21 protein-coding genes are annotated in these 24,991 nt (G+C 73.4%); 11 read left to right on the forward strand and 10 right to left on the reverse strand.

What is annotated here, in order from left to right; genetic code table 11:
* Positions 1–2 precede the first annotated feature (2 nt).
* The 6 genes from JAP66_RS23725 to JAP66_RS23750 all read right to left on the reverse strand — a co-directional run bounded on the left by JAP66_RS23725 (position 3) and on the right by JAP66_RS23750 (position 7,964).
* Positions 3–2,048, reverse strand: coding sequence for a class I SAM-dependent methyltransferase (locus JAP66_RS23725; RefSeq protein ID WP_199434050.1), 2,046 nt, complete (start codon positions 2,046–2,048; stop codon positions 3–5).
* A complete protein-coding gene (locus JAP66_RS23730) occupies positions 2,045–3,280 on the reverse strand; it encodes an acyl-CoA reductase (protein ID WP_199434051.1) in 1,236 nt (411 codons plus the stop codon). Before JAP66_RS23730 ends, JAP66_RS23725 begins: the two co-directional genes overlap by 4 nt.
* Complete coding sequence (locus tag JAP66_RS23735) at positions 3,277–4,359, reverse strand: LuxE/PaaK family acyltransferase (protein ID WP_199434052.1); 1,083 nt, start codon at positions 4,357–4,359, stop codon at positions 3,277–3,279. The genes JAP66_RS23730 and JAP66_RS23735 overlap by 4 nt, the downstream gene beginning before the upstream one ends.
* Complete coding sequence (locus JAP66_RS23740) at positions 4,350–5,750, reverse strand: AMP-binding protein (RefSeq protein ID WP_235999349.1); 1,401 nt, start codon at positions 5,748–5,750, stop codon at positions 4,350–4,352. Before JAP66_RS23740 ends, JAP66_RS23735 begins: the two co-directional genes overlap by 10 nt.
* A 4-nt stretch (positions 5,751–5,754) precedes the next feature.
* Positions 5,755–6,960, reverse strand: a complete 1,206-nt coding sequence (locus JAP66_RS23745) for a cytochrome P450 (RefSeq protein WP_199434053.1) — start codon at positions 6,958–6,960, stop codon at positions 5,755–5,757.
* An 86-nt stretch (positions 6,961–7,046) separates the two neighbouring features.
* Positions 7,047–7,964, reverse strand: coding sequence for an SDR family NAD(P)-dependent oxidoreductase (locus JAP66_RS23750; protein WP_199434054.1), 918 nt, complete (start codon positions 7,962–7,964; stop codon positions 7,047–7,049).
* 95 nt (positions 7,965–8,059) lie between these two features.
* Here JAP66_RS23750 and JAP66_RS23755 point away from each other — a divergent pair, with 95 nt between their 5' ends.
* A complete protein-coding gene (locus JAP66_RS23755; protein WP_199434055.1) occupies positions 8,060–9,271 on the forward strand; it encodes a cytochrome P450 in 1,212 nt (403 codons plus the stop codon).
* 17 nt (positions 9,272–9,288) lie between these two features.
* On the opposite strand, the gene JAP66_RS23760 is transcribed toward JAP66_RS23755, so the two are convergent.
* On the reverse strand, positions 9,289–10,389 hold the full coding sequence (locus tag JAP66_RS23760; protein WP_199434056.1) for a methyltransferase domain-containing protein: 1,101 nt from the start codon (positions 10,387–10,389) through the stop codon (positions 9,289–9,291).
* Positions 10,386–11,366: a ferritin-like domain-containing protein gene (locus JAP66_RS23765; RefSeq protein ID WP_199434057.1), complete on the reverse strand. Its 981-nt coding sequence runs from the start codon at positions 11,364–11,366 to the stop codon at positions 10,386–10,388. The genes JAP66_RS23760 and JAP66_RS23765 overlap by 4 nt, the downstream gene beginning before the upstream one ends.
* A gap of 92 nt (positions 11,367–11,458) precedes the next feature.
* Here JAP66_RS23765 and JAP66_RS23770 point away from each other — a divergent pair, with 92 nt between their 5' ends.
* The 6 genes from JAP66_RS23770 to JAP66_RS23795 all read left to right on the forward strand — a co-directional run bounded on the left by JAP66_RS23770 (position 11,459) and on the right by JAP66_RS23795 (position 18,108).
* Positions 11,459–12,778, forward strand: a complete 1,320-nt coding sequence (locus tag JAP66_RS23770) for a condensation domain-containing protein (RefSeq protein ID WP_199434058.1) — start codon at positions 11,459–11,461, stop codon at positions 12,776–12,778.
* Positions 12,779–12,839: 61 nt separating this feature from the next.
* Positions 12,840–14,228, forward strand: a complete 1,389-nt coding sequence (locus JAP66_RS23775) for an LLM class flavin-dependent oxidoreductase (RefSeq protein ID WP_199434059.1) — start codon at positions 12,840–12,842, stop codon at positions 14,226–14,228.
* 50 nt (positions 14,229–14,278) lie between these two features.
* Positions 14,279–15,436 (forward strand): acyl-CoA dehydrogenase family protein, encoded by a 1,158-nt coding sequence (locus JAP66_RS23780; RefSeq protein ID WP_199434060.1) that lies wholly within the window; start codon positions 14,279–14,281, stop codon positions 15,434–15,436.
* Positions 15,433–16,668, forward strand: coding sequence for a cytochrome P450 (locus JAP66_RS33025; protein ID WP_199434061.1), 1,236 nt, complete (start codon positions 15,433–15,435; stop codon positions 16,666–16,668). Before JAP66_RS23780 ends, JAP66_RS33025 begins: the two co-directional genes overlap by 4 nt.
* 107 nt (positions 16,669–16,775) lie before the next feature.
* Complete coding sequence (locus JAP66_RS23790) at positions 16,776–17,072, forward strand: acyl carrier protein (RefSeq protein WP_199434062.1); 297 nt, start codon at positions 16,776–16,778, stop codon at positions 17,070–17,072.
* Positions 17,050–18,108 (forward strand): methyltransferase, encoded by a 1,059-nt coding sequence (locus tag JAP66_RS23795; RefSeq protein ID WP_199434063.1) that lies wholly within the window; start codon positions 17,050–17,052, stop codon positions 18,106–18,108. Before JAP66_RS23790 ends, JAP66_RS23795 begins: the two co-directional genes overlap by 23 nt.
* A gap of 50 nt (positions 18,109–18,158) precedes the next feature.
* Here JAP66_RS23795 and JAP66_RS23800 read toward each other — a convergent pair whose 3' ends face one another.
* Positions 18,159–19,379, reverse strand: coding sequence for a cytochrome P450 (locus tag JAP66_RS23800; RefSeq protein WP_199434064.1), 1,221 nt, complete (start codon positions 19,377–19,379; stop codon positions 18,159–18,161).
* On the reverse strand, positions 19,376–20,611 hold the full coding sequence (locus JAP66_RS23805; protein WP_199434065.1) for a cytochrome P450: 1,236 nt from the start codon (positions 20,609–20,611) through the stop codon (positions 19,376–19,378). The genes JAP66_RS23800 and JAP66_RS23805 overlap by 4 nt, the downstream gene beginning before the upstream one ends.
* Before the next feature lie 137 nt (positions 20,612–20,748).
* On the opposite strand from JAP66_RS23805, the gene JAP66_RS23810 reads away from it, so the two are divergent.
* Genes JAP66_RS23810 through JAP66_RS23825 form a run of 4 tightly spaced genes read left to right on the forward strand, consistent with a single transcriptional unit; the run spans position 20,749 to position 24,978 of the window.
* A complete protein-coding gene (locus JAP66_RS23810; protein ID WP_199434066.1) occupies positions 20,749–22,374 on the forward strand; it encodes an FAD-dependent oxidoreductase in 1,626 nt (541 codons plus the stop codon).
* The gene (locus tag JAP66_RS23815) at positions 22,371–23,111 is read left to right on the forward strand and encodes an alpha/beta hydrolase (RefSeq protein ID WP_199434067.1); all 741 of its coding nucleotides are present in this window, start codon (positions 22,371–22,373) and stop codon (positions 23,109–23,111) included. Before JAP66_RS23810 ends, JAP66_RS23815 begins: the two co-directional genes overlap by 4 nt.
* On the forward strand, positions 23,108–23,959 hold the full coding sequence (locus JAP66_RS23820; protein WP_199434068.1) for an alpha/beta fold hydrolase: 852 nt from the start codon (positions 23,108–23,110) through the stop codon (positions 23,957–23,959). The genes JAP66_RS23815 and JAP66_RS23820 overlap by 4 nt, the downstream gene beginning before the upstream one ends.
* Positions 23,956–24,978 carry a 3-oxoacyl-ACP synthase gene (locus JAP66_RS23825; RefSeq protein WP_199434069.1) on the forward strand — a complete coding sequence of 341 codons (1,023 nt, stop codon included), beginning with the start codon at positions 23,956–23,958 and terminating at the stop codon, positions 24,976–24,978. Before JAP66_RS23820 ends, JAP66_RS23825 begins: the two co-directional genes overlap by 4 nt.
* Positions 24,979–24,991: the final 13 nt, after the last annotated feature.

Here is a 24,991-nt window from a genome sequence, read left to right on the forward strand (position 1 = left end):
GGTCAGGCCCCCCTCTTGTTCGGCTCTCCCGGTAGTTGCGGCTGTTCCGGTGGTTCCCGGTTCGCGGGTGGACCTTCCGGTGGGCCTGCCGTGGCGATCAGCAACGTCTGCCCGAGCGCGGCCCCTTCGTGTTCGACCGGCGGCAGCTCGCACTCCACGCGGAACCCGGCAGCGGCCAGTTCCGCCCGCCACTGGCCGGCGTCGAGGAAGATCCGGTCGGTGCCCGCACGGCCGTCGGCGGAGCCGGGGCGCGCGCCCCCGTCGTCGGCGGACATCAGGAACTGCATGGACGCGAGCAGCGGGTAGCTCTCCCGCGTGGACTCGATCACGGCGAGCATGCCGCCCTCGCGCAGGGTGGCGCGGATGGTGTGCAGTGTTCTGCCGATTTCCACCGCGTTGTGCAGGACGTGCGCGGCGACGACGGCGTCGGCCGACCCGGCGGGGGCGCCCTGCGCGACGAGGTCGCCGTCGATGTCGAGCAGCGCGTGCCGCATGCCCGGCCAGGACCGTTGCCTGCGCGCTGCGGCTACGAGGAACAGCCGCGAGATGTCGCTGAAAACGTACCGGAGATCCGGAGGTCCAGCGCCGGCGAGCTCATCGAGAACCGCGGTGGTGGTGGCGCCGACACCCGCGCCGAGCTCCAGCACGGTCGGGGTGCCGTGCGCGCGGTCCAGCACCGCGCGCACGGCATGTGCCACGGCGGCGTTGAGGTAGCGGCCCGGCCATCCTCGCGCGTACAACGCCTCGGCGATCTCCGTACCACCCCGGGGAAACAGCAACTCCCGCACCGACGTCTCGTCACGCACGATCTCCGCGAGGCGCGCACGGACCTCGGCGTGGAACGCGCCGACGTTCGGCGGGAAGCCCAGCGCCGCATACGCACGCTCGATGTCCCCGTCCGCTCCGCCCTGCCCGTTCTCCCCGCGCGGCGCGACGGCGGCGCGCAGGCTGCCGCCGCGGGCCTCGAGCAGTCCCTCCTCCGTGAGCACGGCCACCCAGCGGCGCAGGATCCAGGCGTGCCGGCCTGCCGCGCGCATGCGGCCCAGTATGTCGTCGACCGTGCGCCACCGCCCGTCCCCGCACGGGCCCCCCAGCACCTCCGCCATCGCGGCGACGGCCGTGCGATCGAGGTCCCGCGCGGCACTGGACGGCACCGAGGGATCGCCGGCATGGCGCAACCCAGCCTGGTGCGCGGCATCGCAGAGCCCGGGCGGGAACGTGGGCGGCGGGGTCTCGCCGAGCGCCGTGTTCAGTTCCTCGGCGAGCCGGGTGATCGAGAGGTCGAGCTGGGCGTCCGCCGCGTCCCTGGCCCCGGTGCGGCCGGCGGCCACCGCAGCGTGCCACGTGGCCAGCCGCTCCCGCAGCGTCGCCACCAGGCCGGGCATTCCGCCCTGCCGGCTCGGCTCGCCTCCGAACGGACCGGGTAGCCACGTGACGCCATCGGCGGAGCCGATGACGGTACCGGCGGGGCCGCGCAACACGATCCGGTCCGGCTGGAGATCCGCCGGACCGGTGGCGGGGCGCATCGCGATCGTGGTCGCGGCGCCCGCGACCGTGCCGACCGCCAGCCCTGGTGTACGCGCGGTGAGGCGCCACGGTCGCAGGGCGGGAAGCACCGCATGCAGAACGCGCAGCGCGGTGTCGAGGCCCCCTTCGGGAGTCGACACCTCCACTTCGGACACGCCACCGTCCCCGAGCCGTTCCCGTGCGGCGGTGACGAGCGGGTGCACCGCTCCGGAAAGGTCGACCAGCGAGCAGCCCACCCCGGACCGCCGCGCGGCGCGCAGGGCCGACGCGAGCGCCCGGTGACGCGATGGCGAGTGCATCAGCACGGGTGTCCCGCGGCCGAGCAGGCCCTCGGCGTGCGCACCGGCGTCATCTGCCCCGAGGTAGGCGGCGTCGATGTCGTCGATGTCGTCGCCGAGCCCCTCTCGCACGCTGAACCAGTCCCCCAGCCCGGCAAGGGCCGACCACACCGGATGCCCCGGCTCGGCGTGCACGCCGAGCCGGGGCATCCGCGGATCTCCCGGTGCGGCCTGCGGGATCATCCGCGCACCGTCACGATGCGGGTGAACTCACGCGGCAGGTCGTACCCGTCCCACACCGCGCCGAACCGCATAGCCTCGCCGGCGGGCACCAGCCGGTCGACACCACGGGAGCCGAGCGCCCTCGCCAGCCGGAGCAGGTCCGCCCGCGCGAGTCCGAAATGGACGACCGTCTGGTCGCGCCGGTGCAGCAGGGGAACCAGCTCGACGGGGTCATCGAGGCGGATCTCGGCAAGGGTGCCCGCGCCGAGCCAGCGGCGGGGCAACCGGTCCGGCGAGACAGGGTCGAGCACGGCGATGTCGTTGCCGTGGAAGCGCACGGTCCGCACCGCCGACGTCGCGGCCAGCCCGTACGTGGCGACGTGCTTCTCGACGGCCATCGCGGCGTCCACCGACGTGCCACGCCTCGCGACGGTCTCCCCGAGCAGCTCGACCAGCTCGGCACCGGCATCCCGCGCGGTGGCCTCGTCGCCGACCCACACGAGGGTGCGCGGCGAAGCGCACGCCGCCTGGTCGAACAGGAACACGTCGTCGTGCAGGCCGGCGGCCGCCGCCCGTCGCTGCCGTGGTGTCGCACTCGCCCAGCCCTCCGCGCTGAACAGGGCCAGCGAGGAGCGGTCGGGGAACGTGAGGTCGCGGGCCCTCGGCGGGAGCGGGTTCCTGCGGATCGCGTCGACCGTGGCGTCCCCGCCCCAGATGACCCGCAGATCGCACGCCGAGGACAGCTCGGCGGTCGCGGCGTCCTCGCGTGGGTAACGGACGAACCGCTGGGTGCGCGCGAGGTCGGGGTCCGCCTCGGCGAGCACATCGGCCACGATGTCCAGCAACGCGGTCGCGGCGCCCGAGACGCGCTCGGAGACGCGGACGACGTTGGCATTGCCCGCGAGCAAAGACAGCGCCCATGAGTAGCCGAGCAGTGTGTCCACATTGGCTGGTGGGATGTGGAACACGAGACCGCGGGGCAGCCGCACCTCGCCTTCGCCACCGTCACCACCGTCGAGGCGGCGCAGAATGCCCGAAACGCCCGCCCCGCGCAGGAAGAACCCGAGCGGCGCCAGTTCCGGGTGCCGCCGCGTCAGCGCGGGATCGAGCAGCCGCCGCGCGAGCTCCGCCAGCAGCTCGCGAACACGGGGGTCGCCGACCTCCAACGGCCTCGCCGGCGCGGCCACCTCGGCGAGCACTGCCGCGACCTCCACCGGGCCTCCCGTGGGCACGACCGGCGCCACCACGCTCATGGTCCCGCTCCGGTGTCGCCGCAGCCGCGGGCCTCCGCGCGTGGCAGCCTGCCGAGCACGGAGAACCACGTGCCGTCGCCATCGGTGTCGGCGTGGGCCATCCCGAGGTCCTCGGTGAGCAGCGAGTGTCCCGGGTAGGACCGGGGCAGCGTGCTCACGACCTGGATGAGCCCGGCCTGGCCGGGCGGCGCCTCGCGCCACGTCGCCGGGTCGCGGATGATCACCTCGGCGCCGTCGGGTGGGCAGAGCAGGCCGGGGGTGTCGTGTTCCAGGTGCACGACACCGATCTGCTCGACCATGCCGTAGAAGTCGTGTGCGCGAGTCAGCCCGGTGCGCAGGGCGGCGGCACGGAACGTGCCGGCGTCGACCGCCTGGTCGGCGAGCCGCTTCCAGCCACCCGAATGCAGCAGGATCCCGCCGGAGAGGTCCATGCCGGCCTCATCGGCAGGCCGGATGAGCCGGGTCCACACGAGATAGGTGAAGCCGAAGACGAGAAACGGCGTACCGGAGTGGCGACGCAGGAACGCCGACAGCGCGGTGGTGTCGAGCCGGTCGTCGGCGTCGAGCACGAACGTGTGGTCGCGGCCGGCACCCATCACGCCGAGCACGCCCGCGGCGCGGGCCGACCGGGTGGCACCGCGGCCGGCCTGCGCGCGGCTGTCGACGACGAGCATCGGCAGCCGCCTGCCGTCGAGAACCGGCCGCAGGGCGTGCAACAGGGAGCGCTGGTGCGCGCGGGTGGCGGCGGCGTCGAGGTGGATAGTGCTCGGGCGTCCGGTGGTACCACTCGACGTGAGCACGGACGCGACCCGCTCGGCGGGCACGCTGCGCAGCAAGTGCTCCTTGAACAGCCGCGCCGGCAGCCATGGCAGCTCCTCGACGGTGGTGTAGCTCCGCCCGGGCCCGTGACCGGTCGCGGCGAGGATCCGCGCGTACTCCGGGCAGTGCCACCGGTGATGCTCGACCAGCTCCGCGAGCTCGGGCAGCAGCTCGGCCCGGCGCCTGCCGGTGCGCCGCCCCTCCGCGGCGCCCGCCCCGGCGTCCCGCTGGGCGTTCGACGCCGTGTCCGCTACCCGCACGGTGCCCGTCCTGCCTCGGCTACCCGCAGCCGCTGGTAGTCGACCTTGCCGTTGGCCAGCCTCGGCAGCGCGGCGACCCTGCGCACGACGAAACCCGAACGGTGCACCTGGAACTCGCGGGCCAGCCTGCCCAGCAGCTCGGCGTCGCTCGCGGCGCCCGCCGACCACACGGCCACCCGGTCGTCCTCGGCGAGGGCGGCCGCGGGGCCGAGGTCGTCCAGTGCGTGCTCGACGTCGTCGAGATCGACCCGTACCCCGAACACCTTGCCGAGCCGGCCGAGCCGGCCGGTCAGCCACAGGAAGCCCTCGTCGTCGAGGGTTCCGGTGTCACCCGTGCGCAATGTCCCGCCCAGCTCGTCGCCACGCGCGAGGTCGTCGGCGTCCTCGGCGTACCCGAGCATCACGTTGGGCCCCCGGTAGACCACCTCCTCGCCGTCGACCCGCACGCTCCCGCCCGGGATCGGCGGCCCGACGGAGCCCGCCTTGTCCCGCAGCCGCCCGGGTGGCAGCACGGTCATCCTCGCCGTCGCCTCGGTCTGGCCGTACATGACGAACATGCGACCTGCACACGCGTCGGCCATACCGGCGAACCGCCCGACGAGCCTCGGCGCGAGACGGCCACCGGCCTGCGTGAGCGTGCGCAGTGTGGGGTGCGCGGCCAGGCGCCACCCGGCCCGGTCGAGTGTCTCGTAGGTGTGCGGGACACCTGCCAGCGACGTCGCGCCGTAGCGGTCGACGGCACGCCAGAATCCGCGCGAGAGCACCCCGCCTTCGCAGAGCACCACGGTCGCCCCGGCGAGCAGGTGGCTGGTCAGCACCGAGAGGCCGTAGCTGTAGAACAACGGCAGGCTGGTCGGCGCGACCTCACGGGGCCCGATACCGAGCGCGGCGCCGATCGAGGCGGCGTTGGCCCGCACCGCCGCCGCGGACAACCGGACGGCCTTGGGCGCACCCGTGGACCCCGACGTGGTCAGCAGGAGGCCGAGGTCGCCGTGCGGGGTGACGTCCAGACCACCGGTGCGGACCCAGCCGGACAGCTCGGGGTGCTCCTCGCGGCGGTGGCCCGCCGGCGGGTCGTCCCGAACCGGTTCGGCGTCCGCCAGCCCGAGCACCGCACGCAGGCCGAACCGCCCCGCCAGCCCGGCGAGACGCTCCGCGAGGAGCCGGGGCGGCAGCAGCATGACGGGCCTGCCGGTCTCGAGTGCGGCGAGCAGCCGCAGCACCGAAGGCAGGCACGGTGCCGTCCTGGACCCGACGGCGCCGGGCGGCAGCCGGTCGAGCGCCGCCTTGACCCGGTCCACCGCCTGGCGCAGCCCGGGGGCATCGAGCGTGGCGCCCGTTCCCGCTTCGACGAGCCGGGCACCATCGGAGGCGATCATCCCCTCGCCCATCGGCTCACCAGGTCACGGGCAGTTCGAGGTACCCGCCCGTCATCACGTGGCTGCGGATCCGCAGCCGCTCCTCCGGCACGGCGAGCGCCAGGTCCGGGAACCGCCGCGGCAATGTCGCGAGCAGCGTCTCCAGTTCCAGGCGGGCCAGTGTCGCACCGACACAGTGGTGCGGGCCGAAGCCGAACACCATGTGCGGGTTGGAACGCCGGGTGATGTCGAACCGCTCCGGGTCCGGTCCGAACCGCTCCGGGTCCAGCGCGGCGGAGGCGAAGCACAGCAACACGAAGCTGTCCTTCGGGATCGTGACGTCGCCGAGCTGGATGTCGGTCGCGGCCCAGCGCTGGTGCCCCGACGTGCCGACGCCGGGCGGGTACAGCCGGAACACCTCCTCGGCCGCGCCCGCCGCGAGCCCGGGGTCCTCGCGCAGCGCCTTGTACTGCTCGGGATGGCGCAGCAGCACGACCACCGAGTACTCGATCTCCACGGTCGTGGTCTCGTATCCGGCGACGAGCGTGCCCGCGGCCAGCATCGTCGCCTCGTGCAGCGTGAGCCCGTCCTCGCCGTCGAGCTTGCCTGCCAGGTCGGTGAGGAAGTCGTCGGCGGGCTCGGCCTTGCGCCGCCCGAGCATCTCGCCGAGGTAGGACGCAATGTTCTGCCACGCCGCCGCCGGTTTGGCCGGGTCGCCGTCCGGCGACATCAGCAGGTCGCCGGACCACTCGACGAACTTGCCCCTGTCGTCCATCGGGACGCCGAGCAGCTCGCAGCTGACCTCCATCGGCAGCGGCAGGGCCAGGAGGGTGTGCAGGTCGGCGGGCTTCCCCGCAGCGACGACCCCGTCCAGCAGCCGGTCCACCACCGCCTGGACGCGGGGGCGCAGCCGCTCCACCCGCTTCGCCGTGAAGGTCGGCCCGATGATCCGCCGCAACCGCGCGTGCTCCGGGCCGTCCATGGACAGCAGCCCCGCCTGCGTGAACACGGGCGGCACGCCGTAGGGAATCGCCCGTTCCCCCACCGAACCCGGCGCGCGCAGGCGCGAGTCGACGAGCAACGTCCGCACGTCGTCGTAGCCGGTGACGAGGTAGCCGGTCAGGCCGTCCTCGCCGACCCCCACCTCGATCACGCGGCCGCGGTCATGCAGCTCGAACAGTTCCGGTGACGGGTCGATACCCCGGGGCCGGCGAAACGGCACGACCGGCAGCTCTGCGGCCATCGGCTCCCCTCCTTCCACAATGGCCGGTGCGGTGGCCCGCACGGTGGTATGCCGGACTTTGTACGGCAGGCGCGGCGAGGTGTCCATCAGTCCGGAACACCCTCGCCGACGACGGTGGCGACCAACCGCCGGGACAGCTCCCGCAGCTGCTCCGGCGAGTCCGGCCCTCCCGCCTCGGCGGGGCGCGGATGCACGGCGAGGTCCTCGCAGAACCCGCCGGAGCCCTCCGCGGCCGCTTCGCCCGTCGCCGCCCACACGATCTGCTCCGCGCCCTCGGCAGGCGTGCGCGGGCGCATCCGCCTTCGCTGTTCGCGATCCCGTGGCACGAGGGACATCAGGTGCTTGATCTGGTCGCGGGTCAGGTGCTTACCGAGGTCGGTCACGGCGACGCCGGGGGCGACCGACACCGCGACGAGCCCGTCCTCGCCGAACCGCTGGTGCAGCCCGGCCGCGTGCAGCACCGCGGCCGACTTGCTCTGCCCGTACGCATGGAACGGGTCGTAGTCGCCCTCGTCGAAGTTCGGGTCGTTCCAGCGAATCGGGCGCAGCACGGGTGCGCTCGTCGTCACCGTCACCACGCGGCCCCTCGGTGCCGCCAGCAACGCCGGCAGCAGCCGCTCGATCAGCACGAAGTGGCCGAGGTAGTTGGTCGCGAGCTGGAGCTCGAATCCGTCCACGCTCCGCGCGAACGGCACGGCCATGATTCCGGCGTTGGCGACGACGAGGTCCACGGCCGGCAGCCGCCGTGTCAACCGGTCGGCGCAGTCCGCGGCACTGCGCATCGACGCCGTGTCGAGGTGCTCGAACGACACCTCGCCGGCTACCTCCGGAGTAGACAGTTCGGCGACGGCTTCGGCGCCGCGCCGCTGGTCGCGGCCGGCGAGCACGACATGCGCTCCTCTCGCGGCGAGCGCGCCGGCGGTCTCCCTGCCCAGGCCGCGCAGTGCGCCCGTCACCACGGCGACCGTGCCGCGCAAGTCCTCCGCGATCTGCTGTGCCTGCATACTCGTTGTCCCTCCAAGGTTTTTCCGGCGACGCGTTGCCTCGACGCCGGGCGGCTCGGCTTGTCCGTCCCCGTGCGCCTTCCTACTGTCGGCGCATGAGCCCGGCCCGGCGTAGCAGTCTGCCTCGCTTCGACTCGCACGATCCCGCCGTCTTGGACGATCCGTACGCGGTCTACGCGAGGCTGCGTGAGTACGGCCCGGTGTGCAGGGGCGGGACGGGCCAGTGGGTGCTGACGCGGCACGAAGATGTCGCCGCCTTCCTCGCGGACCCCCGGCTGAGCTCGGAGTACCCGCCCGAGTATCACCGGCTTTCCGTAGGCGACGGCCCCGCGGTGTCGTTCTTCTCCCGGATCCTGCTCGACCGCGATCCTCCCGCGCACACCCGGCTGCGCAAGGCCATGCACCGGGCGTTCCGGCCTGCCGCCGTCCGCGCGCTCACCGACCGGATCGGTGCGCTCGTCGACGACTTCCTCGTTCCCGCTCTGGACCGGGGCAGCCTCGACGTGGTGGAGGAGCTCGCGTTCCCGCTGCCGGTCAGTGTCGTGTGCGAGCTGATCGGCATCCCGGCGGCCGACCGCGCGCTGATCCGTCCGCACGCCGTCGACCTCGCGCGCGGGTTCGGCCTCGTCGTCGCGGACGACGACCGAGCGGCGACCCACGTCGCCGTGACGTGGCTCCGGGAGTACGTCGGCGCGCTCGCGGCCGACCGTCGCCGGAGCCCGGGTGACGACGTGCTCTCGCATCTGCTCGAACCGGACGCCGACGGCATCCGCCTCGACCTCGACGAGGTGGTGGACAACGTGGTGTTCCTGTTCTTCGCCGGGTTCGAGACGACGATGAACCTGCTCGCCAACGGTGTCGCGGCGTTGCTCGACACTCCGGACGAGCTGCGTCGGCTGCGTGCCGACCCCGCACTCGTACCGTCCGCCGTCGAGGAGTTCCTCCGCTTCGACGCGCCGATCCAGGCGGCGGCGCGGCTGGTCCGCGAGCCGATGACCGTGCACGGGCACGCCATCCGGTCGGGCAGGCTGCTCGTGCTGCTGCTCGGATCGGCGAACCGGGACGAGCGCGCGTTCGCCGACCCGGATCGGCTCGACGTGGCCAGGCGCCCCAACCCCCACGTGAGTTTCGGCGGTGGCGCGCACCTGTGCCTCGGCGCGGCACTCGCCCGCATGGAGGGTCGCATCGCGTTCGACCGGCTGGCGCGGCGGTTCCGGGACATCGAGCCCGCGGGTGAGCGGCAGCGCAGGCACAGCACGTCCTTCCGGTCGCTGTCGCGGCTGCCGGTCACCGTGCGCGCCACGTGAGCCGCACGAGCTCGCGGTCACGCCAGCCGGTACAGGCGGTGGAACCGGTGGGCCACGTCCACGATCCGCACGTCGGTGAACCCGGCGGCCGCCGCGTACCGGCGTACCCGCTCCGGGCGGATCATCGTCCCGGTGGCCACCGAAGGTGTCTCGGCGAGACCGACGGGAAGGCAGTGCAGCAAGCTCACGGTGTAGAAGAACCGCTCGGTCTCGTCCGAGGGCGCGTGGAACTCCTCGCGGACTCGCGGTTCCATGAGCAGCAAGGTCCCACCCGGTGCGAGCATGCGCCGGCAGCCGGCCAGCACGGCGACCGGGTCCGGCATGTCGTGCAGTGCGTCGAAAACGGTCACGACGTCGTAGCACCGCTCTCGCCGCAGTCGCGCGACATCGGCGACTTCGAACCGCACCCGGTCGGCCACCCCGTCCTCCCGCGTGGCGGCGCGGGCGAGGCCGATCGACGGCTCGTCGAGGTCGAAACCACTGACCTGAAGGCCCGGGTACGCCGCGGCGAGCGCGAGGCTCGACCGGCCGGTGCCACAGGCGACGTCGGCAAGGCACGCACCGTCACGGCGCAGCACATCGTGTACGTCCGGCAGTGCCCTCCGGATCCAGCCCGGAAGCTGCGCGCGGAAAACGTGCTCGTTCAACCCGGCTTGCCCGCCCCGGAAGTCGGCGCCGTACGCCCCGTAGGGCACTCCCTCGCCGCTGCGGTAGGCGTCGAGCAGCAGCGGCAGCACCGCGCCCATGCCCCCGACCGGCATCAGTGTCAGCGGGGCCACCGCAAACGGGCTGTCGCCGTCGAGCAGTGCCTCGGCATGCCCGCCGGGCAGCGTGTACCGGCGGCCCGCCGGGTCCAGCAACGGGTCGTCGACGTCGAGGAAGCCGGCCGCCGCCTGCTGCTCCAGCCACTCGCGGGCGTACCGGGACGCGACGCCGGCCCGCTCGGCCAGCTCGGCGGCCGACGCGGGCGTGTTCCGCAGTGCCGCGTACAGGCCGAGCTTGATGCCGAGGTAGACGGTCATCAGCTCGCCCGCCCCGAGGCTCGCCGTGAACAGCCGCGCCGCGAGGGCCTGAGCCCGCGCCGCGTCACCGAGCGAGCCGCCGTTGCCCCCGGTCATCGACGCGCGCCAAGACCGACGGCCGCCGCCCGGCCGGAGGAGTAGCCGAGCAGGTCCAGCTTGGACAGCCCATCGTGGACGGCCGGCGTCATCAGCCCGATCCGGCCGAGCGAGGTCACCACCCGGGCGAAGATCGCCTGCCGGTAGGCCACCATCAGCTCGTGGCCTGCCGCGAACGTCACCCCCTCCGCCGTGTCCACCTCGAGCCGCTCCCACACGTCCTCCAGCAGGAACCGCCTGCGCATCAGCGCGGCCCCCTCCAGCACGAGCTCCTCGCGTTCGGCCAGCTCCGCCGCGGTCAGCTCACCGTAGATGCCTTCCAGCGACAGCACGCCGAACGAGACATGCCTCGCCTCGTCCCGCGCCACGAGCCGCACGATCGAGCGGATCAGCCCGTCGTGGAACGTCCGGTCGGCGAGCCGGAACGCGGCCATGGCGAGCGCCTCGACCAGGATCTGCATGCCCAGCGCGGTGACGTCCCAGCGCTCGTCGCCGAGGATGTCGGTGAGCAGGGTGCGCAGCGACGGCGAGATCGGGTACGGCTCGGGCACGTTCTCCCGCAGGTAACGGGAGAACACCTCGGCATGCCGTGCCTCGTCGACGGCCTGGCTCGCGGCACAGTACTTGCTCTCCAGGTCCGGCATGGTCGCGGCGAGCCTGCCTGCGACGACGAGCGCACCTTGCTCCCCGTGCAGGAACTGCGACACCATCCACGACTGCAGCTCCCACTGGAACATGTCCCACATCGGCTTCCCGCCGCGCGCCAGCGGGGATGATGAGAACGCCGCCACGGAGAACCACGACGTCTCCGGCAGCGGCTCCCCGAAGGGCACCTCGATGGACCAGTCGATGTCGTGCTCCGCGCTCCACTGCGCGCTCTTCGCCCGCTCGTACAGGGTGCGCAGCGACGGGTGCGTTGGCTCGTAGCTCCAGTCCAGGACGGACTCGAGCTCGCCACGAACCTGCAAACGTGCCATGCGGGCATGATGTCCGCGCGCGCGAGACGGCGACAAACAACCACGAGCGCGCCCTTCGCGTCCGCCCTGGCATCACGGCTACGTTCGCCCGCATGAACCAGGTCACCGGCAACCAGTCCACGGCCCCTCCCCCCGCCGAAGGGGTGCAGACCGCGTCAGCCTCACTCGGCCAGCGCATGCTGTGGGCGCTGGCGCGGCACAGCAGCGACAAGTCGGTACTCAACGTCCCCGTGCTCGCCCGGCTGCGTGGGCCGCTGCCCCTGGACCGGTGGCGGGCGGCGCTCGACCGGCTCGTCGCCGAGCACGAGACGCTGCGAACGACGTTCGACGGAGCCGGTCACCGGCTGCGCCAGGTCGTGCACCCACCTGCGCCCGTCCCGCTGCGGGTCGTCGAGCTCGACGGCGCGGCCGATCCGGAGGCAGCGCTCACGGAGGCCGTCGCGGAGGAGTCCGCTCGCCCGATCGACCCCACGGTGTGGCCGACGCGCGCGACGTTGTGGCGTGTCGCCGCCACCGACCACGTGCTGAGCCTCAACGTCCACCACCTGTGCACCGACACGGCGTCGTCCGCGCTGCTGTTCCACCGCCTTGCCGAGCTGGCGAGCGGCGAGGCCGGACCGCCCGCCCCGGCCTGGACCTACCGGCGGTTCGCGCGGTGGCAGCGGGAGCGGTTCGCCTCCCCCGCCGTCGCGGAGCAGCTCGGCTACTGGACGGACCGGCTGCGCGGCGTGTGGTTCACGGAGCTGCCGCATCCCAGCGGCGGCGCCGATCCCGGCGGCCGGCTGACCGGTGAGCTCGGCACCGGGCTCACCGATGCGCTTCGCGCCGTCGCCCGCACGCATTCCACGACGCTGTTCACGGTGCTGCTGGCCATCCACTACACCGTGCTGCACGCCACGACCGGGCACCGGGACCTCACCGTCTCGTCGATCTTCGCCAACCGCGGCAGGCCCGAGACCGAGGGCACGGTCGGCTTCCTCGCCAACATGCTCGTGCTGCGCGCCCGCATACCCCGCACCGGCACGTTCGCGGACCTGTTGCGCGAGGTCCACACCACAGTCAGCGGCGCCGTGCGGCACCAGGAGGTGCCCTACCACCTCGTGCCACGCCCCGGCGACGCGGCCGGGCCCGCACGCGCGGACGAGGTGGTCTTCCAGATGATCACGGACCGGGTGGGCAGGGTGCCCGCGGGGCCGGTCGAGGCCGAGGCGCTCGTGCCGGAGGGCGTCGGCGGCAGGTTCGGCCTCGAACTCGGGATCGTGCCGGTCGGCGAGGGCATGCGGGTGGTGCTGATGGCGGCGGCGAACCGCTTCCCGCAGGGGCTGCCGGCGACCTTGCTGCGCCGTTATCTCGCCACCGCGGCACTCGTCGCCCGCACGCCGTCGGTGCCGCTGTCCGCGGTCGTCGGCTGAGTGCCGGTGCCGCGTTCACGATCCGGCGGGGCCGCACCGCCGCCGCCGTTACGCTCGCGCGGTGCATCTGAACCTGTTCACCGAGTGTGCCCCGGTTCCGTCCTTCGAGGGCCTGTGGCGCGACCCGGGCGATCGCACCGCCGAGGGCCACGGCAGCCTCGAGTACTGGACGGGCGTGGCGCGGCGGCTGGAGGAGGCGTGTTTCGACGCCCTGTTCTTCGCCGACGTGCACGGCACCTACGACGTGTACGGCGGCTCGTGGGCCACGGCGGCGCGCGACGGCGTCGCGCTCCCCTCGATCGATCCGGTGCTGCTGATCCCCGCGCTCGCCGCCGTCACCGAGCGGCTCGGGTTCGCCGTCACGTACTCGACCACGTACCACCCGCCGTACCTGTGTGCCCGTGCATTTTCCACACTTGACCACCTGACGCGGGGCCGGATCGCGTGGAACGTCGTCACGTCGTACCTGCGCTCGGCCAGCGACAACGGGCTCGGCGAGTTCTTGCCGCACGACGAACGGTACGACCGCGCCGACGAGTATCTCGCGGTGGCGAGGGCATTGTGGGAACGCAGCTGGGACGAGGACGCCGTGCGCGTCGACCGCGAGGCCGGCGTGTTCACCGATCCCGACCGCGTGCGCCAGATCGACCACCACGGCCGCTGGTACGACGTCCGCGGACCGCATCAGTGCGCGCCGAGCCCGCAGCGGACGCCGGTGCTCTACCAGGCGGGAACGTCCGAACGCGGCCTGCGGTTCGCCGCCGAGCACGCGGAGGTGGTGTTCGTGACGCTCGCCGAACCGCGCCGCGGCGCGGAGGTGGTCGCCGACCTGCGCCGCAGGGTCGCCGACGCGGGCCGCGACCCCCGCTCGGTCACCGTGCTGCAAGGGATGCCCGTGGTGGTGGGCGCGACCACCGAGCAGGCCAAGGCCCGGCTCGCACTCATGGAACGCTTCCACAGCGCGGAGGGCAGGCTCGCGAAGTGGTGCGGCTGGACCGGCATCGACCTCGCCGGTTACCCGGAGGACATGCCATTGTCCGAGCTTCCCGTGCAGGGCACGCGCAGCGCGCTCGACGCGGTGCGGCGCACCGACCCGGGCAGGGAGTGGACGGTCGGCGACGCCCGCCGGACGGTGTCGACCGTCCACCTTCCGATGCGCGGCGGGCGGTTCATGCTCTTCGGCTCGGCCGGCGAGGTGGCCGACCAGATGCAACGCTGGCAGGAGGTCTCCGACGTGGACGGGTTCAACCTCGTTCCGTTCCCTCCTTCCAGCGGCATCGACGACATCTGCGACCTGCTGGTGCCCGAGCTGCAGCGGCGCGGCGTCTTCCGCACGTCCTACGACCCCGCGGAGACGACGCTGCGGGAACGCTACCGGGGAGCGGGCAACGCGCGGCTGCCGTGGCGGGACCCGGCCCGGTCCCCCGCGGTGAGCACGGCACCCGGCTGACCGGCACCTGGCTGCCAGCACACGAGTCCGGCACCGGCCTAGGGAGGGACATGGCGAGCACGACCGAGGAACGCGCCCGCGAACTCGCCGGGGACGTCACCCGGTGCGCCGAGCGCACCGAGCGGGAACGACAGGTGCCCGGCGAGCTGCTCAAGGACCTGGCTGCCTCCGGCTGCCTGCGCATGGCGGCCCCGCGCGAGCACGGCGGCGACGAGCTGCCACTGCCCGACGTGCTCGGCGTCGTGGCTGAGCTCGCGAGGGCCGACGGGGCGGTCGGCTGGACGGTCGGGCAGGCGGCCATGGCCCAGGTCGTGCTGTCGCGGTTCCCGCGCGAGACCATCGACACCGTCTACGCGGCGGGCTGCGACGTCGTGGGAGCCGGCGCGGCGGCACCGAAGGGCAAGGCGCGCAAGGCGGAGCACGCGTGGCGGGTCTCGGGGAGGTGGCCGTTCGCCACCGGGATCGGGCACGCGTCGTGGTTCTACGGCCAGTGTGTCGCGTTCGGCCCAGGCGTCCCGGAGGGCTCCGGCGGGGTACCGGCCACCAGGATGGCCCTGCTGTGGCCCGCCGAGTACACGGTGCTCGACACGTGGAACGCCACCGGACTGTGCGGTACCGGCAGCCACGACGTCGTCGCGCACCGCCTGGACTGCCCCGCCGAGCGGACCGCCGTGCTCAGCGGCTCGTCGCCGACACTGGACCGGCCCGCCTACCGCGTGCCCGCCGTGGAGTACAGCGGCATGGTCGTCGCCGCGTCCGGGGTCGGCATCGCCGCGGGCGCCGTCGAGGACGTCCTCGAACTGGCCACCGGCGGGAGGCGGCCGTCGTTCAGCCCGCGCAAGCTCGCCGACTCCCCCGTGTTCCAGGACCGTGTCGGTGCCGCGCTGCTGGAGGCCGAGGCCGCCCGCGCGCTGCTGCACCGGCTCGCCGGGCTGCTGCACGCGCATGCCGGGAAAGGCACTGTGCCCAGCGTGGAGGAACGGGCGCTGGTGCGCGGCGGCTGTCACCACATCGCCGCCGCCGTCACCAGAGTCGTCGACACCGCGCACACACTGGCCGGAAGCTCCGGTGTCTACATCGGAGCTCCGATCGAGCGCAGGCTGCGGGACGTGCACACGCTGACCCAGCACGCGACGACGGCGCGAGAGTCGGTCAAGGTGCTCGGCGCCACGCGGGTCGGTGAGATCGACCCCTCACTGACCTGGTGACCACACGCACCCGGGAGGCGACGATCAGCACGACGAACAGCGCCACCGAGCACCTCTTCCACCCGAGCGTGGCCGCCGACCCGTACCCGTACTACGCGCGGCTGCGCGCGGCCGGCGGCGCCGTGTACTCGCCCGAGCTCAACGCATGGCTGGTGAGCACCCACGAGCACGTCTCGGCGGGGTTCCGCGCCCACGACGTGCTCTCGTCGGCGCCGCCCGGCGGTTCACCCGACGGCGCGCGGTTCCTGCTCAACTCCGACCCGCCCGAGCACACCGCGCTGCGCAAGGCGGTCAACCGGTTCTTCGACGCGGCAACGATGCGCGCGCTGGAAGGCCGCGTGCGCGCGGTCACCGAGCAACTCGTCGACGGGCTGCTCGCGGCCTCCCGCGCGGGCGAGGCGGACCTCGTCCGCGACGTCGCGGGCCCGCTGCCCATCACGATCATCGCGGAGCTGCTCGGCGTGCCCCCGCAGCGCCGGGACGACTTCAAACGGTGGTCGGACGCCACGATCGGCGGGCTGAACATGCCGCCCCGCGAGATCGCCGTCGCCTCGTGGGAGATGGGCCGGTTCTTCGCCGAGACCGTGGCCGACCGCAAGGCCGACCCCGGCGACGACCTGATCAGCCGCCTCACCCGCCGCGAAGAACTCACCAGCAGGGAGATGGAGGCGTTCTGCACCCTGCTGCTCATCGCGGGCAACGAGACGACGACCAACCTGATCACCAACCTGTGCCTGGCCCTGCTGGACCATCCCGAGCAGGCCGAGCGGGTACGCGCCGACCGTGACCTGATCGGGCCCGCCGTCGAGGAGACGCTGCGGTTCGACGCGCCCGTGCAGGCGGTGTGGCGGCTGGCGCTGACGGAGTACGACATCGGCTCGGCCCGCGTGCCCTCGGGCGCACGCGTGCTGCTGTTGCAGGGGTCGGCCAACCGCGACCCCGAGCGGTTCGCCGAGCCCGACCGGTTCCTGCCCGGCAGGCCCGCCCGCGAACACCTCGGCTTCGGCACCGGCATCCACTTCTGCCTCGGCACCCAGCTCGCGAGGCTGGAGGCCAGGATCGTGCTGGAGACGCTGCTCGACCGGGTCGCCGCGCTGGCGAGGGCCGGCGAGGCCGAGCGCATCCTGCCTGCTGCTTCGGCCCCGCGGCGCCGTGGCAGGCCGCGTGTGCGCCGGCATCCCGTGGTGCGCGGGCTGCGCAGGCTACCGGTGCACGCCGTCGAGTCGTCCTGAGTGGACATTCTCGGGGTGCGGTGTGCGGGGCACGTTGCCGAAGCGGCGGGCCCAACCCTAGCGTGCAGGCCAATGGCAAGGAGTCTGCACGCGACGGAGGGCACGAGATGACGGAAGCGGTCGCAGAGGAACGCTCCGAGGAGGAGGTCCGCCAGACGATCCGCGGCATCATCGCCGAGGTCGCGCCCGAAGGCGGCGACGAGGTGCGCAGCGAGCTGCGGCTGGTGGAGGACCTCTCGTTCCACTCGCTGTCGCTGCTGGAGCTGGCGTTCACGCTCGAGGACGAGTTCGACCTCCCGCCCATCGACGAGGAGGTGGCCCGCTCGATCACCACCGTGGACCACGTCGAGCAGCACGTCGTCGACAACCTGGCCGAGCGCGGTGAGCTCGCCGGCCGGGAGTGAGGCACGCGGGGCGCGGCGGGCGGCCCCGCGCTTCGACGTGCCCTCGGTGCTGCGCCTGACGGAGTTGGCCGACATCGTCGTGCCCTTCGCGGTGCGCGTTGCGTGCGAGCTGCGCATCGCCGACGAACTGGCCACGGGGCCGCGCGACGTCGACGACATCGCCACCGCGGTGGGCGCCCAGCCGCGCTCGCTGCTTCGGCTGCTGCGCGCCCTCGCGGCCAGAGGGGTGTTCACCGAGGTGGAACCCCGCACGTTCGGCAACACCCCGTTGTCCGAACCGCTGCGCGAGGACCACCCGCTCTCGATGCGCGAGGCGTACCCGCTGATCCCCGCCGACATCGAGGCGTGGGCGCGGCTGGACGTGAGCGTGCGCACGGGCGGCTCGGCGTTCGAGCACGTACACGGGCAGGGCTACTGGGAGCACATGGCCGAGCGGCCCGAGGAGAGCGAGCGGTTCGACGGCACGCAGCGCGCCGCGACCCGCCTCGAGCTGCGCACGATCCTGCCGGCCTACGACGGCTGGGGCAGCGTGCGCACACTCGTGGACACCGGAGGTGGCAACGGCGCGTTCCTCGCCGGGATCCTGCGCCGGTTCCATGGCACGCGCGCGACCCTGCTCGACCTGCCGCACGTGGTCGCCGGTGCCGAGCGGGTGCTCGCGGCCGAGGGCGTGCTCGACCGGTGCACGGTCGTCGGTGGCAGCTTCTTCGACGAGATCCCCCCGGGCGCCGACGCGTACCTGCTCAAGCGCGTGCTCTACCACTGGGACGACGAGCAGGCCGGTGTGCTGCTGGGCAACCTGAGCGCGGCCATGCGGCCCGACAGCAGGCTGCTGCTGCTGGAGCCGGTCGCCGAGCCCGGTGACGACCTGAACGCCGGCAAGCTCTACGACCTCATTCTGCTCACCATGGCGGGCGGCGGGCTGCGCTCGCTCGACGAGATCGAACGGCTGCTCGCCCCCGCGGGGCTGCGGCTGGCGCGCGTCGTGCGCACTCTCATGTTCCCGCTGCTGGAGATCGTGCCCGCCGGCTCGTGAGTGTCCAGCCGGGTCGGTCGGCACCGGTTCAACACTCCCGACCGTGACGTTCAGCAGGGTGTGCCGCGCACGGGCACCGACTCGTGGGCCCGGAAGTTCGGGTGCAGCGCCCGCACCGGTTCGCCGGCGAGGTCCAGTTCCCGGAAGCGGTCCAGCAGGGCGCCGACCGCCTCCTCGCAGACGGCGCGGCCGAGCGCCCTCCCGACGCAGTGGTGCGGCCCGCCGCCGAAGGCCACGTGCCGCAGATCGCGGCGGCGCACGTCCAGGCGGTCCGGATCGGCGAAGCGGCGCTCGTCCCGGTTCGCCGAGCCCATCATGAGCAGCACCATGCGTCCCGGTCGCAGCACTCTGTCCCCAACTGCCAGTCGCGCCGAGGTCAGCCGGATCGTGTACTGCGCGGGGGCGTCGAAGCGCAGCAGCTCGTCGACCGCGGCGGGGACCAGAGCGCGGTCGTCCGCGACGACCCGCCACTGACCTGAACGGCTCGGCAGCAGCTCACTCACCGAGCCGAGCACGTTCATCGTCGTCTCGAACCCGGCGAAGCACAGGAACACGAGGTTGTCCACGGCGAGGGCGCGGGAGACCCGCCCCTCGGAGACGGCGCGGGCGAACGCCGTAAGCAGGTCGTCGCGTGGTTCGGCGGCCCGCTCCGCCAGCCCGCGGCCGAGCAGCTCCCGCAGGTCGGTGGTGATTCCGTCCGCCACGCGGACCTGCTCGGGCCCGGGGATGCGGTACGGGATGAACGTGCGGCCCAGCGTCATCGCGCGCGGCCACACGACCGCCCGGTCCTCATCGGACAACCCGACCAGCCGGGCGACGACCTCGGCCTGCAACGGGAACGCCAGGTCGCCGACGAGGTCGAACGGGGCACCGTCGGCGTGTGGTTCGAGCAGCCGGGCCGCGGCGGTGGCCGTGAAGGCGCGTAGCCGCCCGACGGCGGCGGGCGCGAGCCCCGTGCGCAGTACCTTCCGCACCGCCTCGTGGTCAGCGCCCTCCAGCGCGCTGGTCATCCGGCCGGACAGCTCTCCGGCGGGTCCGGTGCCGAACAGTGGCAGGTCCCTGCCGACCCCCTCCGGCAGCCGCTGGGTCAGCGCCGGATGCGCCAGCAGCGCGCTCACGTCGGCGTACCTGGGGACCATCCACACCCCCGGCCCTCCCCGGCACAGGGGCCCCGCCGCACGCAGCTCGCGATAGCGTGGGTAGGGATCGAGCAGCACGTCGGGGTCCATGGCGTCGAACCTCGGTGGCCGCGAGGCCGTGCCGGTGCTCATGCCGCGCGCACCGCGACGGGCACGGCGGCGTAGCCGCGCAGGTTGGGATGTGGGCGCACCACCGGGGGACCGGCCGCCTCCAGCTCCGCGCACCGCCGCAGCAGCCCGCGCAACGACGCCGCGGCCTGCGCCCGCCCGAGGTGCAGGCCCATGCACCGGTGGATGCCCGAACCGAACGACAGCTGCCCGTTCGGCCGCCTTCCGATGTCGACGCGATCCGGGTCGGCGAACTGCCGGTCGTCGCGGTTCGCCGAGGCCAGCAGGAGCAGCAGCATCCGGCCCGCGCGCACGGTGCGCCCCGCGGCCTCGACCGGCTCGCTCGTCACCCGCACGATCCACTGGATCGGGGCGTCGTAGCGCGCGAGCTCCTCGACGGCCGTCGTCATCAGCGAGGGGTCCGCGCGCAGCCTCGCGAGCTGGTCCGGAAACGACAGTAGCGCCGACAACCCGCTCGCCAGCAGGTGAATCGATGTCTCGAAGCCGGCGAAGAACAGGAAGACGACGTTGTCGACGATCTCGTCCGTGGAAAGCTCCCCCGTGCGGCCCGCGGTGGTGACGAGGGTCGAAACGAGGTCGTCCTCCGGCCGTCGCCTGCGCTGCGCGACGAGGCCGGCGACGTAGTCGCGCAGCCACCGCGCCTCCGGCACACCGTCGCCGAGCTCGGGCGAGACGAAGGGGAAGAGGATCAGCGACCGGCCGAGCGCGACACCGTGCCTCGTCACCTCGGCCCTGTCCTCCTCGGGCACTCCGACCAGCGTGCAGGTCATCGCGACCTGCAACGGGAACGCCAGCTCGGTGACGGCATCGAACTCGCCCCGCTGCAACGCGGTGTCCAGCAGCTCGTCCACCGTCCGCTCGATCAGGGCCGTCATCCCGCGCACCACCGGTGGCGTCAGTGCCTGGCTCAGCGCGGCGCGGATCCTGGTGTGCGCGGGCGGCTCGATCGCGGACACCACGGTGGGCAGCTCGAAGTTGGGCCGGGTGCCGAGCAGCCGGTCCGGGCGGCCGAGCTCCTCGGGAAACGCGTGCCCGACCCTCGGATCCCGCAGCAGCGCGGCGACATCGGCGTAGCGGGTCACCGCCCAGGTGGCCGGACCGCCCCGGCACAGCGGCGACTCGTCCCGCAGCCGCCGGTACAGCGGGTACGGGTCGATGAGCAGCTCCGGGTCGAGCGCGTCGAACTTCGGCGGTAGCCCCGACGTGACCATCTCCACGCCCGGCAGTGTCCCCACGACGGAAAACCCCGGCAACGCAACGGCAACACCGTCCACCGGGAGCAGCGGCCGGTGCCGCGCAAGCCGTGTCGGGACGGCCGCCCGGTGTTACCGTCGCCACGTCTGGACAACATAGCGTCGCCGAGGGGGTCACCGTGACCGCTGCTGACCAGGAATCCACCGACTACGACGTGATCGTCGTCGGCTCGGGAGCCGCGGGGCTCACCGCGGCGCTCGCGGCCGCACGGTCCGGGGCGACCGTCACGGTGCTGGAGGCATCGGGGAGATTCGGAGGCACCACGTCGGTGTCCGGAGGCCAGGTGTGGATTCCCGGCAACGACCACATGGCCGAGATCGGCGAGCAGGACAGCACTGCCGACGCGCGTGCGTACTGCGCGGACCACTCCCCCGGCCGCGACCCGGCGCTCATTGACGCCTTCATCGACGCGGCACCGGTGGCGGTACGCGAGATCGAGCGGCACTCCCCCATCCGGTTCACGCCGATGGACACACCGGACTCACTCGCCGAGCATCCCGGTGCGCGGCTGCGCGGCCGCAACCTCGAACCGGCCCCGCTGGAGACCGGGCCGTTCACGCCGTGGGAGGAGTGGACATGGTCGCCGCCGTACCCTGCCGTGCTCACCAACGCCGAGGTGGCCGGACTCAAGCTGATCTCGGGTGGCGCGCCGCCCATGGACCTCATCGGCCAGCGGATGCGCGACTCGCTGGTGACGCTCGGTGTGGGGCTGGTCGTGGGGTTGCTGCGGGGCTGCCGCGACGCCGGTGTCCGGCTGGAGCGCGGCTGCCCGGTGCGGGAGCTGGTCCGCTCCGGCACCGGGGTCGTCACCGGCGTCGTCACCGAGCGTGAAGGGCGGCCGCTGACCATGTCCGCGCGGCACGGCGTCGTGCTCGCCACCGGCGGCTTCGAACACGACGAGGCGATGCGCCGCATGCTGCTCGACCTCCCCGACCCGGTGCCGGCCTCGCCGCCGGTGAGCAAGGGAGACGGGCTGCGGCTGGCCGCGAGTGCCGGCGCGATGCTCGGGCACCTCTCGGAAAGCTGGTGCTGGCCGGTGATCGTGGGCAAGGCGACGTGGGACGACGAGCAGGCGACGCCACGCGCCGACCTGATGATCGCCGAACGCGCCCTGCCGCACACGATCTGGGTGAACGCGGCGGGCCGCCGGTTCGTCAACGAGGCCGCCCACAACTGCGCGCTCGCCTTCACGGAGACCGACCCGGCCACGGGCCGCCCCCGCAACCTCCCCGCGTACGTCATCGGTGACGCCCGGTACCGCGAGCGGTACGCGCTCGCCGGCGCCCCGCCCGGCGAACCCGCGCCGGAGGGCGTCGTCACCGCGGACTCCCTTGGTGAGCTGGCCGTCGGCACCGGCATCGACGCGGAAGCGCTGCAGGCCACGGTACGCGCGTTCAACACGGACGCGGCGTCCGGTGTGGACACCGCGTTCGGCAGGGGCGAGGGCGCCTACGACCGCGGGATCGGGGACGGCGACGCGGCGCACCCGAACCTCGGCACTGTCGAGCGGCCACCGTTCTTCGCGCTGCCGGTGCGCACCGGCATGGTCGGCACCAAGGGAGGTCCGTGTACCGACGGCGACGGCAGGGTCCTCGACTGGTCGGGCGTCCCGATCGCCGGCCTGTTCGCGGCGGGCAACGCCGCCGACTCCGTGATCGGTCCAGGCATCCTGTCGTCCGGGATGACGCTCGGCCTCGCCGTCGCGTTCGGATGGCGCGCGGGGACCGTGGCGGCGGGCCGGTGACCGCCGCGGTCCTCGTCGGCGCCCCCACGTTCCGGGTGGGCCTGCTCGGTGAGGCGCTCGCACCGGCACTGGCGGGCTCCGGCCTCGAGCTGGACGTCGTGCCCTGCGGGGAGCTCGTCGAGAGGGGCGCGGAGCCGACGCCTGCCGGGCTGGCGGCCGCGCTCGGCGAGCGGCTGGCCACCGCCGGGCGCCCCGAGGTCCTCATCGGCGATCGCGCAGGCGTCCTCCTCGTCGCACACGTGCTCGCCGCGGATCCGGGCGCGGCGGGGTGTGCGGTGCTCACCGGGGCCCGCAGGGTCCCGAACGCGCTGGAGCGGCTTGAGGCCGCCGAGCTGGCCGCCCGCGAAGGCCCGGTCGGCGCGAGGCCGCTCGCGCTGCTGCGCGCCGCCGGGCTGCTGGGCCCTTCCCGGCTCGCGGACGACACCGCGCTGGCCGCGCTCCTCGACCGGCTGCGGCCCTGGCCGGAGGAGTCGGCCGCCGACGTGGCGGTCCTCACCGCCGCGGCGGCCGCCGAGCTCCCCGCCGAGACGCTCGCCGCCGTCACCACGCGCTGCCTCGTGCTCGCCGCGGCACTGGACCCGGTGACGTCGCCGCACGCGGCGCGTGCGGTTGCCGACGCGCTGCCGGAGGCCACCCTGCGGTCGGTCCAAGCAGGCGGTGGCGGCGCGATCGACGCGCCGCAGCCCTTCGGCGAGGAGGTCGGCGGGTTCGTCGAGTCGGCCAGGGTCGTGCCATGACCGCCGGCTCGCCGACGGCCACCGAGACGTTCGCCGTGCCGCTGCCCACCGGGATCACCGCCAGCGTCAACATCGACGGCGTCGACGGCGACGGACCGCACCTGCTCATGCTCGGCGGGCCGCACAGCGCCGAGCTGATGCGCGGCTTCATCGGCCCGCGCTTCACCTCGGCAGGCTTCCGGCTCGTCACCGTGGAGTACCGGGGCATCCCGCCCACCGACGTTCCCGAGGGCCACTACACGGTCGCGCAGCTCACCGCCGACCTGATCGCGCTGCTGGAGCAGTGCCGCCTCGCCCCGATCCGCGTGTACGGCTACTCGCTCGGCGCGAACGTGGTACTCGAACTGCTCGCCGAGCGGCCCGATCTCGTGGAGCGCGCGGTGCTCGGGGGCACCCGCACCGCGCACCCGTTCGCGTCGGCCGAGATGCACGACGAGTACCTCGCGAGGACGGCGGGCTCCGGGGAGCCCGAACCCCCGCCACACACCGAGTTACTGCTGCGCGCCCGCCTGATGTTCGGGCCACGGCGGCTCGCCAGCGACGCGTTCACGGGGGCGATCCGGCAGGTGCTGACGCTGCCGCCGACCGAAGGACACAACGTGCCGGGACTGACCGCGGCCTCCCGCGGCCACGAGCCGAGCCCGGACCGGCTCGCGACGATCCGCACACCGTGCCGGGTGATCGGCTTCGAGCACGACGTACTCACCCCGGCCGCGGGCGCGCGCGAGATCGCCAGGCTGCTGCGGGCCGAGTACCGGGAGATCCGCAACTGTGGTCACGGCGCCTTCATCGAGCAACCGCGCGAGCTGACCCGGCTCGTCACCGAGTTCCTTGGAGGGGCCGCATGAGCACGCATGTCGCTATCCTCGGCACTGCGGGCTACCTGCCGAGCCGATGCCAGCCCGCGAGCGAGGTCGCCGAGCTCGCCGGGCTGCGCGAGCGCACCGTCACCGGCAAGTTCGGCCTGACCGGCAAGTACCGCGCCGCGGAGGACGAGCACGTCTCCGACATGGCCACCGCGGCCGGCGAGCGTGCGCTCGCCGGCGCCGGGATCGGCCCCGCCGACGTCGGCGCGGTCGTCTACTTCGGATCGACCTTCAAGGACTACGCCGTGTGGCAGGCGGCGCCCAAGATCGCCCACAACCTCGGCTGCTCCGGCGCGTTCGCGCTCGAGCTCGACTACGTGTCGTGCGGAGGTCCGGTCGCACTGCGCGTGTGCCGGAACATGTTGCTCGCGGAGCCGGACATCGGGCCGGTGCTCGCCGTGGGGGCGTCCCGCGAGTCCGACCTGCTCGACCACACCGACCGCTGGTCCCAGTTCGTGCTCAGCTACGGCGACGGCGCGGCGGCCGCGGTGCTCGGGCCCGCGGGCGAGCCGCCCGAGGTCGAGGTGCTCGGCTCGCACATGATCACCGAAGGGCGGTTCGCCGACGACACGATGGTGCCCGCCGGTGGCTCGGCCGAGCCCGCCAGCCACGACACCGTCGACAAGGGACGGCACGTGCTGCGCGTCGAGAACCCTTCGTCCATGGCGGGCCTGCTGATCGTCACGCTCAGCAGACTCACCGACGCGGCGAGCGGTGCGGCCAAGCGCTCCGGGCTGTCCCTCGACGACATCGACTTCGTGTGCACCTCCCACGTCAAGCGGACCGCCCATGCGGCTTTGCTCGACGCGTTCGGCGTCGACGTGGAACGGTCGGTCTACCTGGCCGACACCGGCCACATGACCGGTGTCGACACCCTGTTCGCTCTGGACAGGGCCGCCCGCGAGGGCAGGCTGAACCCTGGCGAGCACGTGCTGCTCGTCGCGTCGGGAACCGGCTGCACGTGGGCGGCGACCATCGTGCGCTGGGGCACGCGCGGCTAGGCCGAGCCCGCCG

This window comes from Qaidamihabitans albus (genome assembly GCF_016464705.1).
Taxonomy (GTDB): domain Bacteria; phylum Actinomycetota; class Actinomycetes; order Mycobacteriales; family Pseudonocardiaceae; genus Qaidamihabitans; species Qaidamihabitans albus.

Coding starts and splice junctions, on each gene's coding strand:
- JAP66_RS23725 (WP_199434050.1), bottom strand. CDS start 2,048: ATGATCCCGCAGGCCGCACCGGGAGATCCGCGGATGCCCCGGCTCGGC.
- JAP66_RS23730 (WP_199434051.1), bottom strand. CDS start 3,280: ATGAGCGTGGTGGCGCCGGTCGTGCCCACGGGAGGCCCGGTGGAGGTC.
- JAP66_RS23740 (WP_235999349.1), bottom strand. CDS start 5,750: ATGGGCGAGGGGATGATCGCCTCCGATGGTGCCCGGCTCGTCGAAGCG.
- JAP66_RS23745 (WP_199434053.1), bottom strand. CDS start 6,960: ATGGCCGCAGAGCTGCCGGTCGTGCCGTTTCGCCGGCCCCGGGGTATC.
- JAP66_RS23750 (WP_199434054.1), bottom strand. CDS start 7,964: ATGCAGGCACAGCAGATCGCGGAGGACTTGCGCGGCACGGTCGCCGTG.
- JAP66_RS23755 (WP_199434055.1), top strand. CDS start 8,060: ATGAGCCCGGCCCGGCGTAGCAGTCTGCCTCGCTTCGACTCGCACGAT.
- JAP66_RS23760 (WP_199434056.1), bottom strand. CDS start 10,389: ATGACCGGGGGCAACGGCGGCTCGCTCGGTGACGCGGCGCGGGCTCAG.
- JAP66_RS23765 (WP_199434057.1), bottom strand. CDS start 11,366: ATGGCACGTTTGCAGGTTCGTGGCGAGCTCGAGTCCGTCCTGGACTGG.
- JAP66_RS23770 (WP_199434058.1), top strand. CDS start 11,459: ATGAACCAGGTCACCGGCAACCAGTCCACGGCCCCTCCCCCCGCCGAA.
- JAP66_RS23780 (WP_199434060.1), top strand. CDS start 14,279: ATGGCGAGCACGACCGAGGAACGCGCCCGCGAACTCGCCGGGGACGTC.
- JAP66_RS23790 (WP_199434062.1), top strand. CDS start 16,776: ATGACGGAAGCGGTCGCAGAGGAACGCTCCGAGGAGGAGGTCCGCCAG.
- JAP66_RS23800 (WP_199434064.1), bottom strand. CDS start 19,379: ATGAGCACCGGCACGGCCTCGCGGCCACCGAGGTTCGACGCCATGGAC.
- JAP66_RS23820 (WP_199434068.1), top strand. CDS start 23,108: ATGACCGCCGGCTCGCCGACGGCCACCGAGACGTTCGCCGTGCCGCTG.
- JAP66_RS23825 (WP_199434069.1), top strand. CDS start 23,956: ATGAGCACGCATGTCGCTATCCTCGGCACTGCGGGCTACCTGCCGAGC.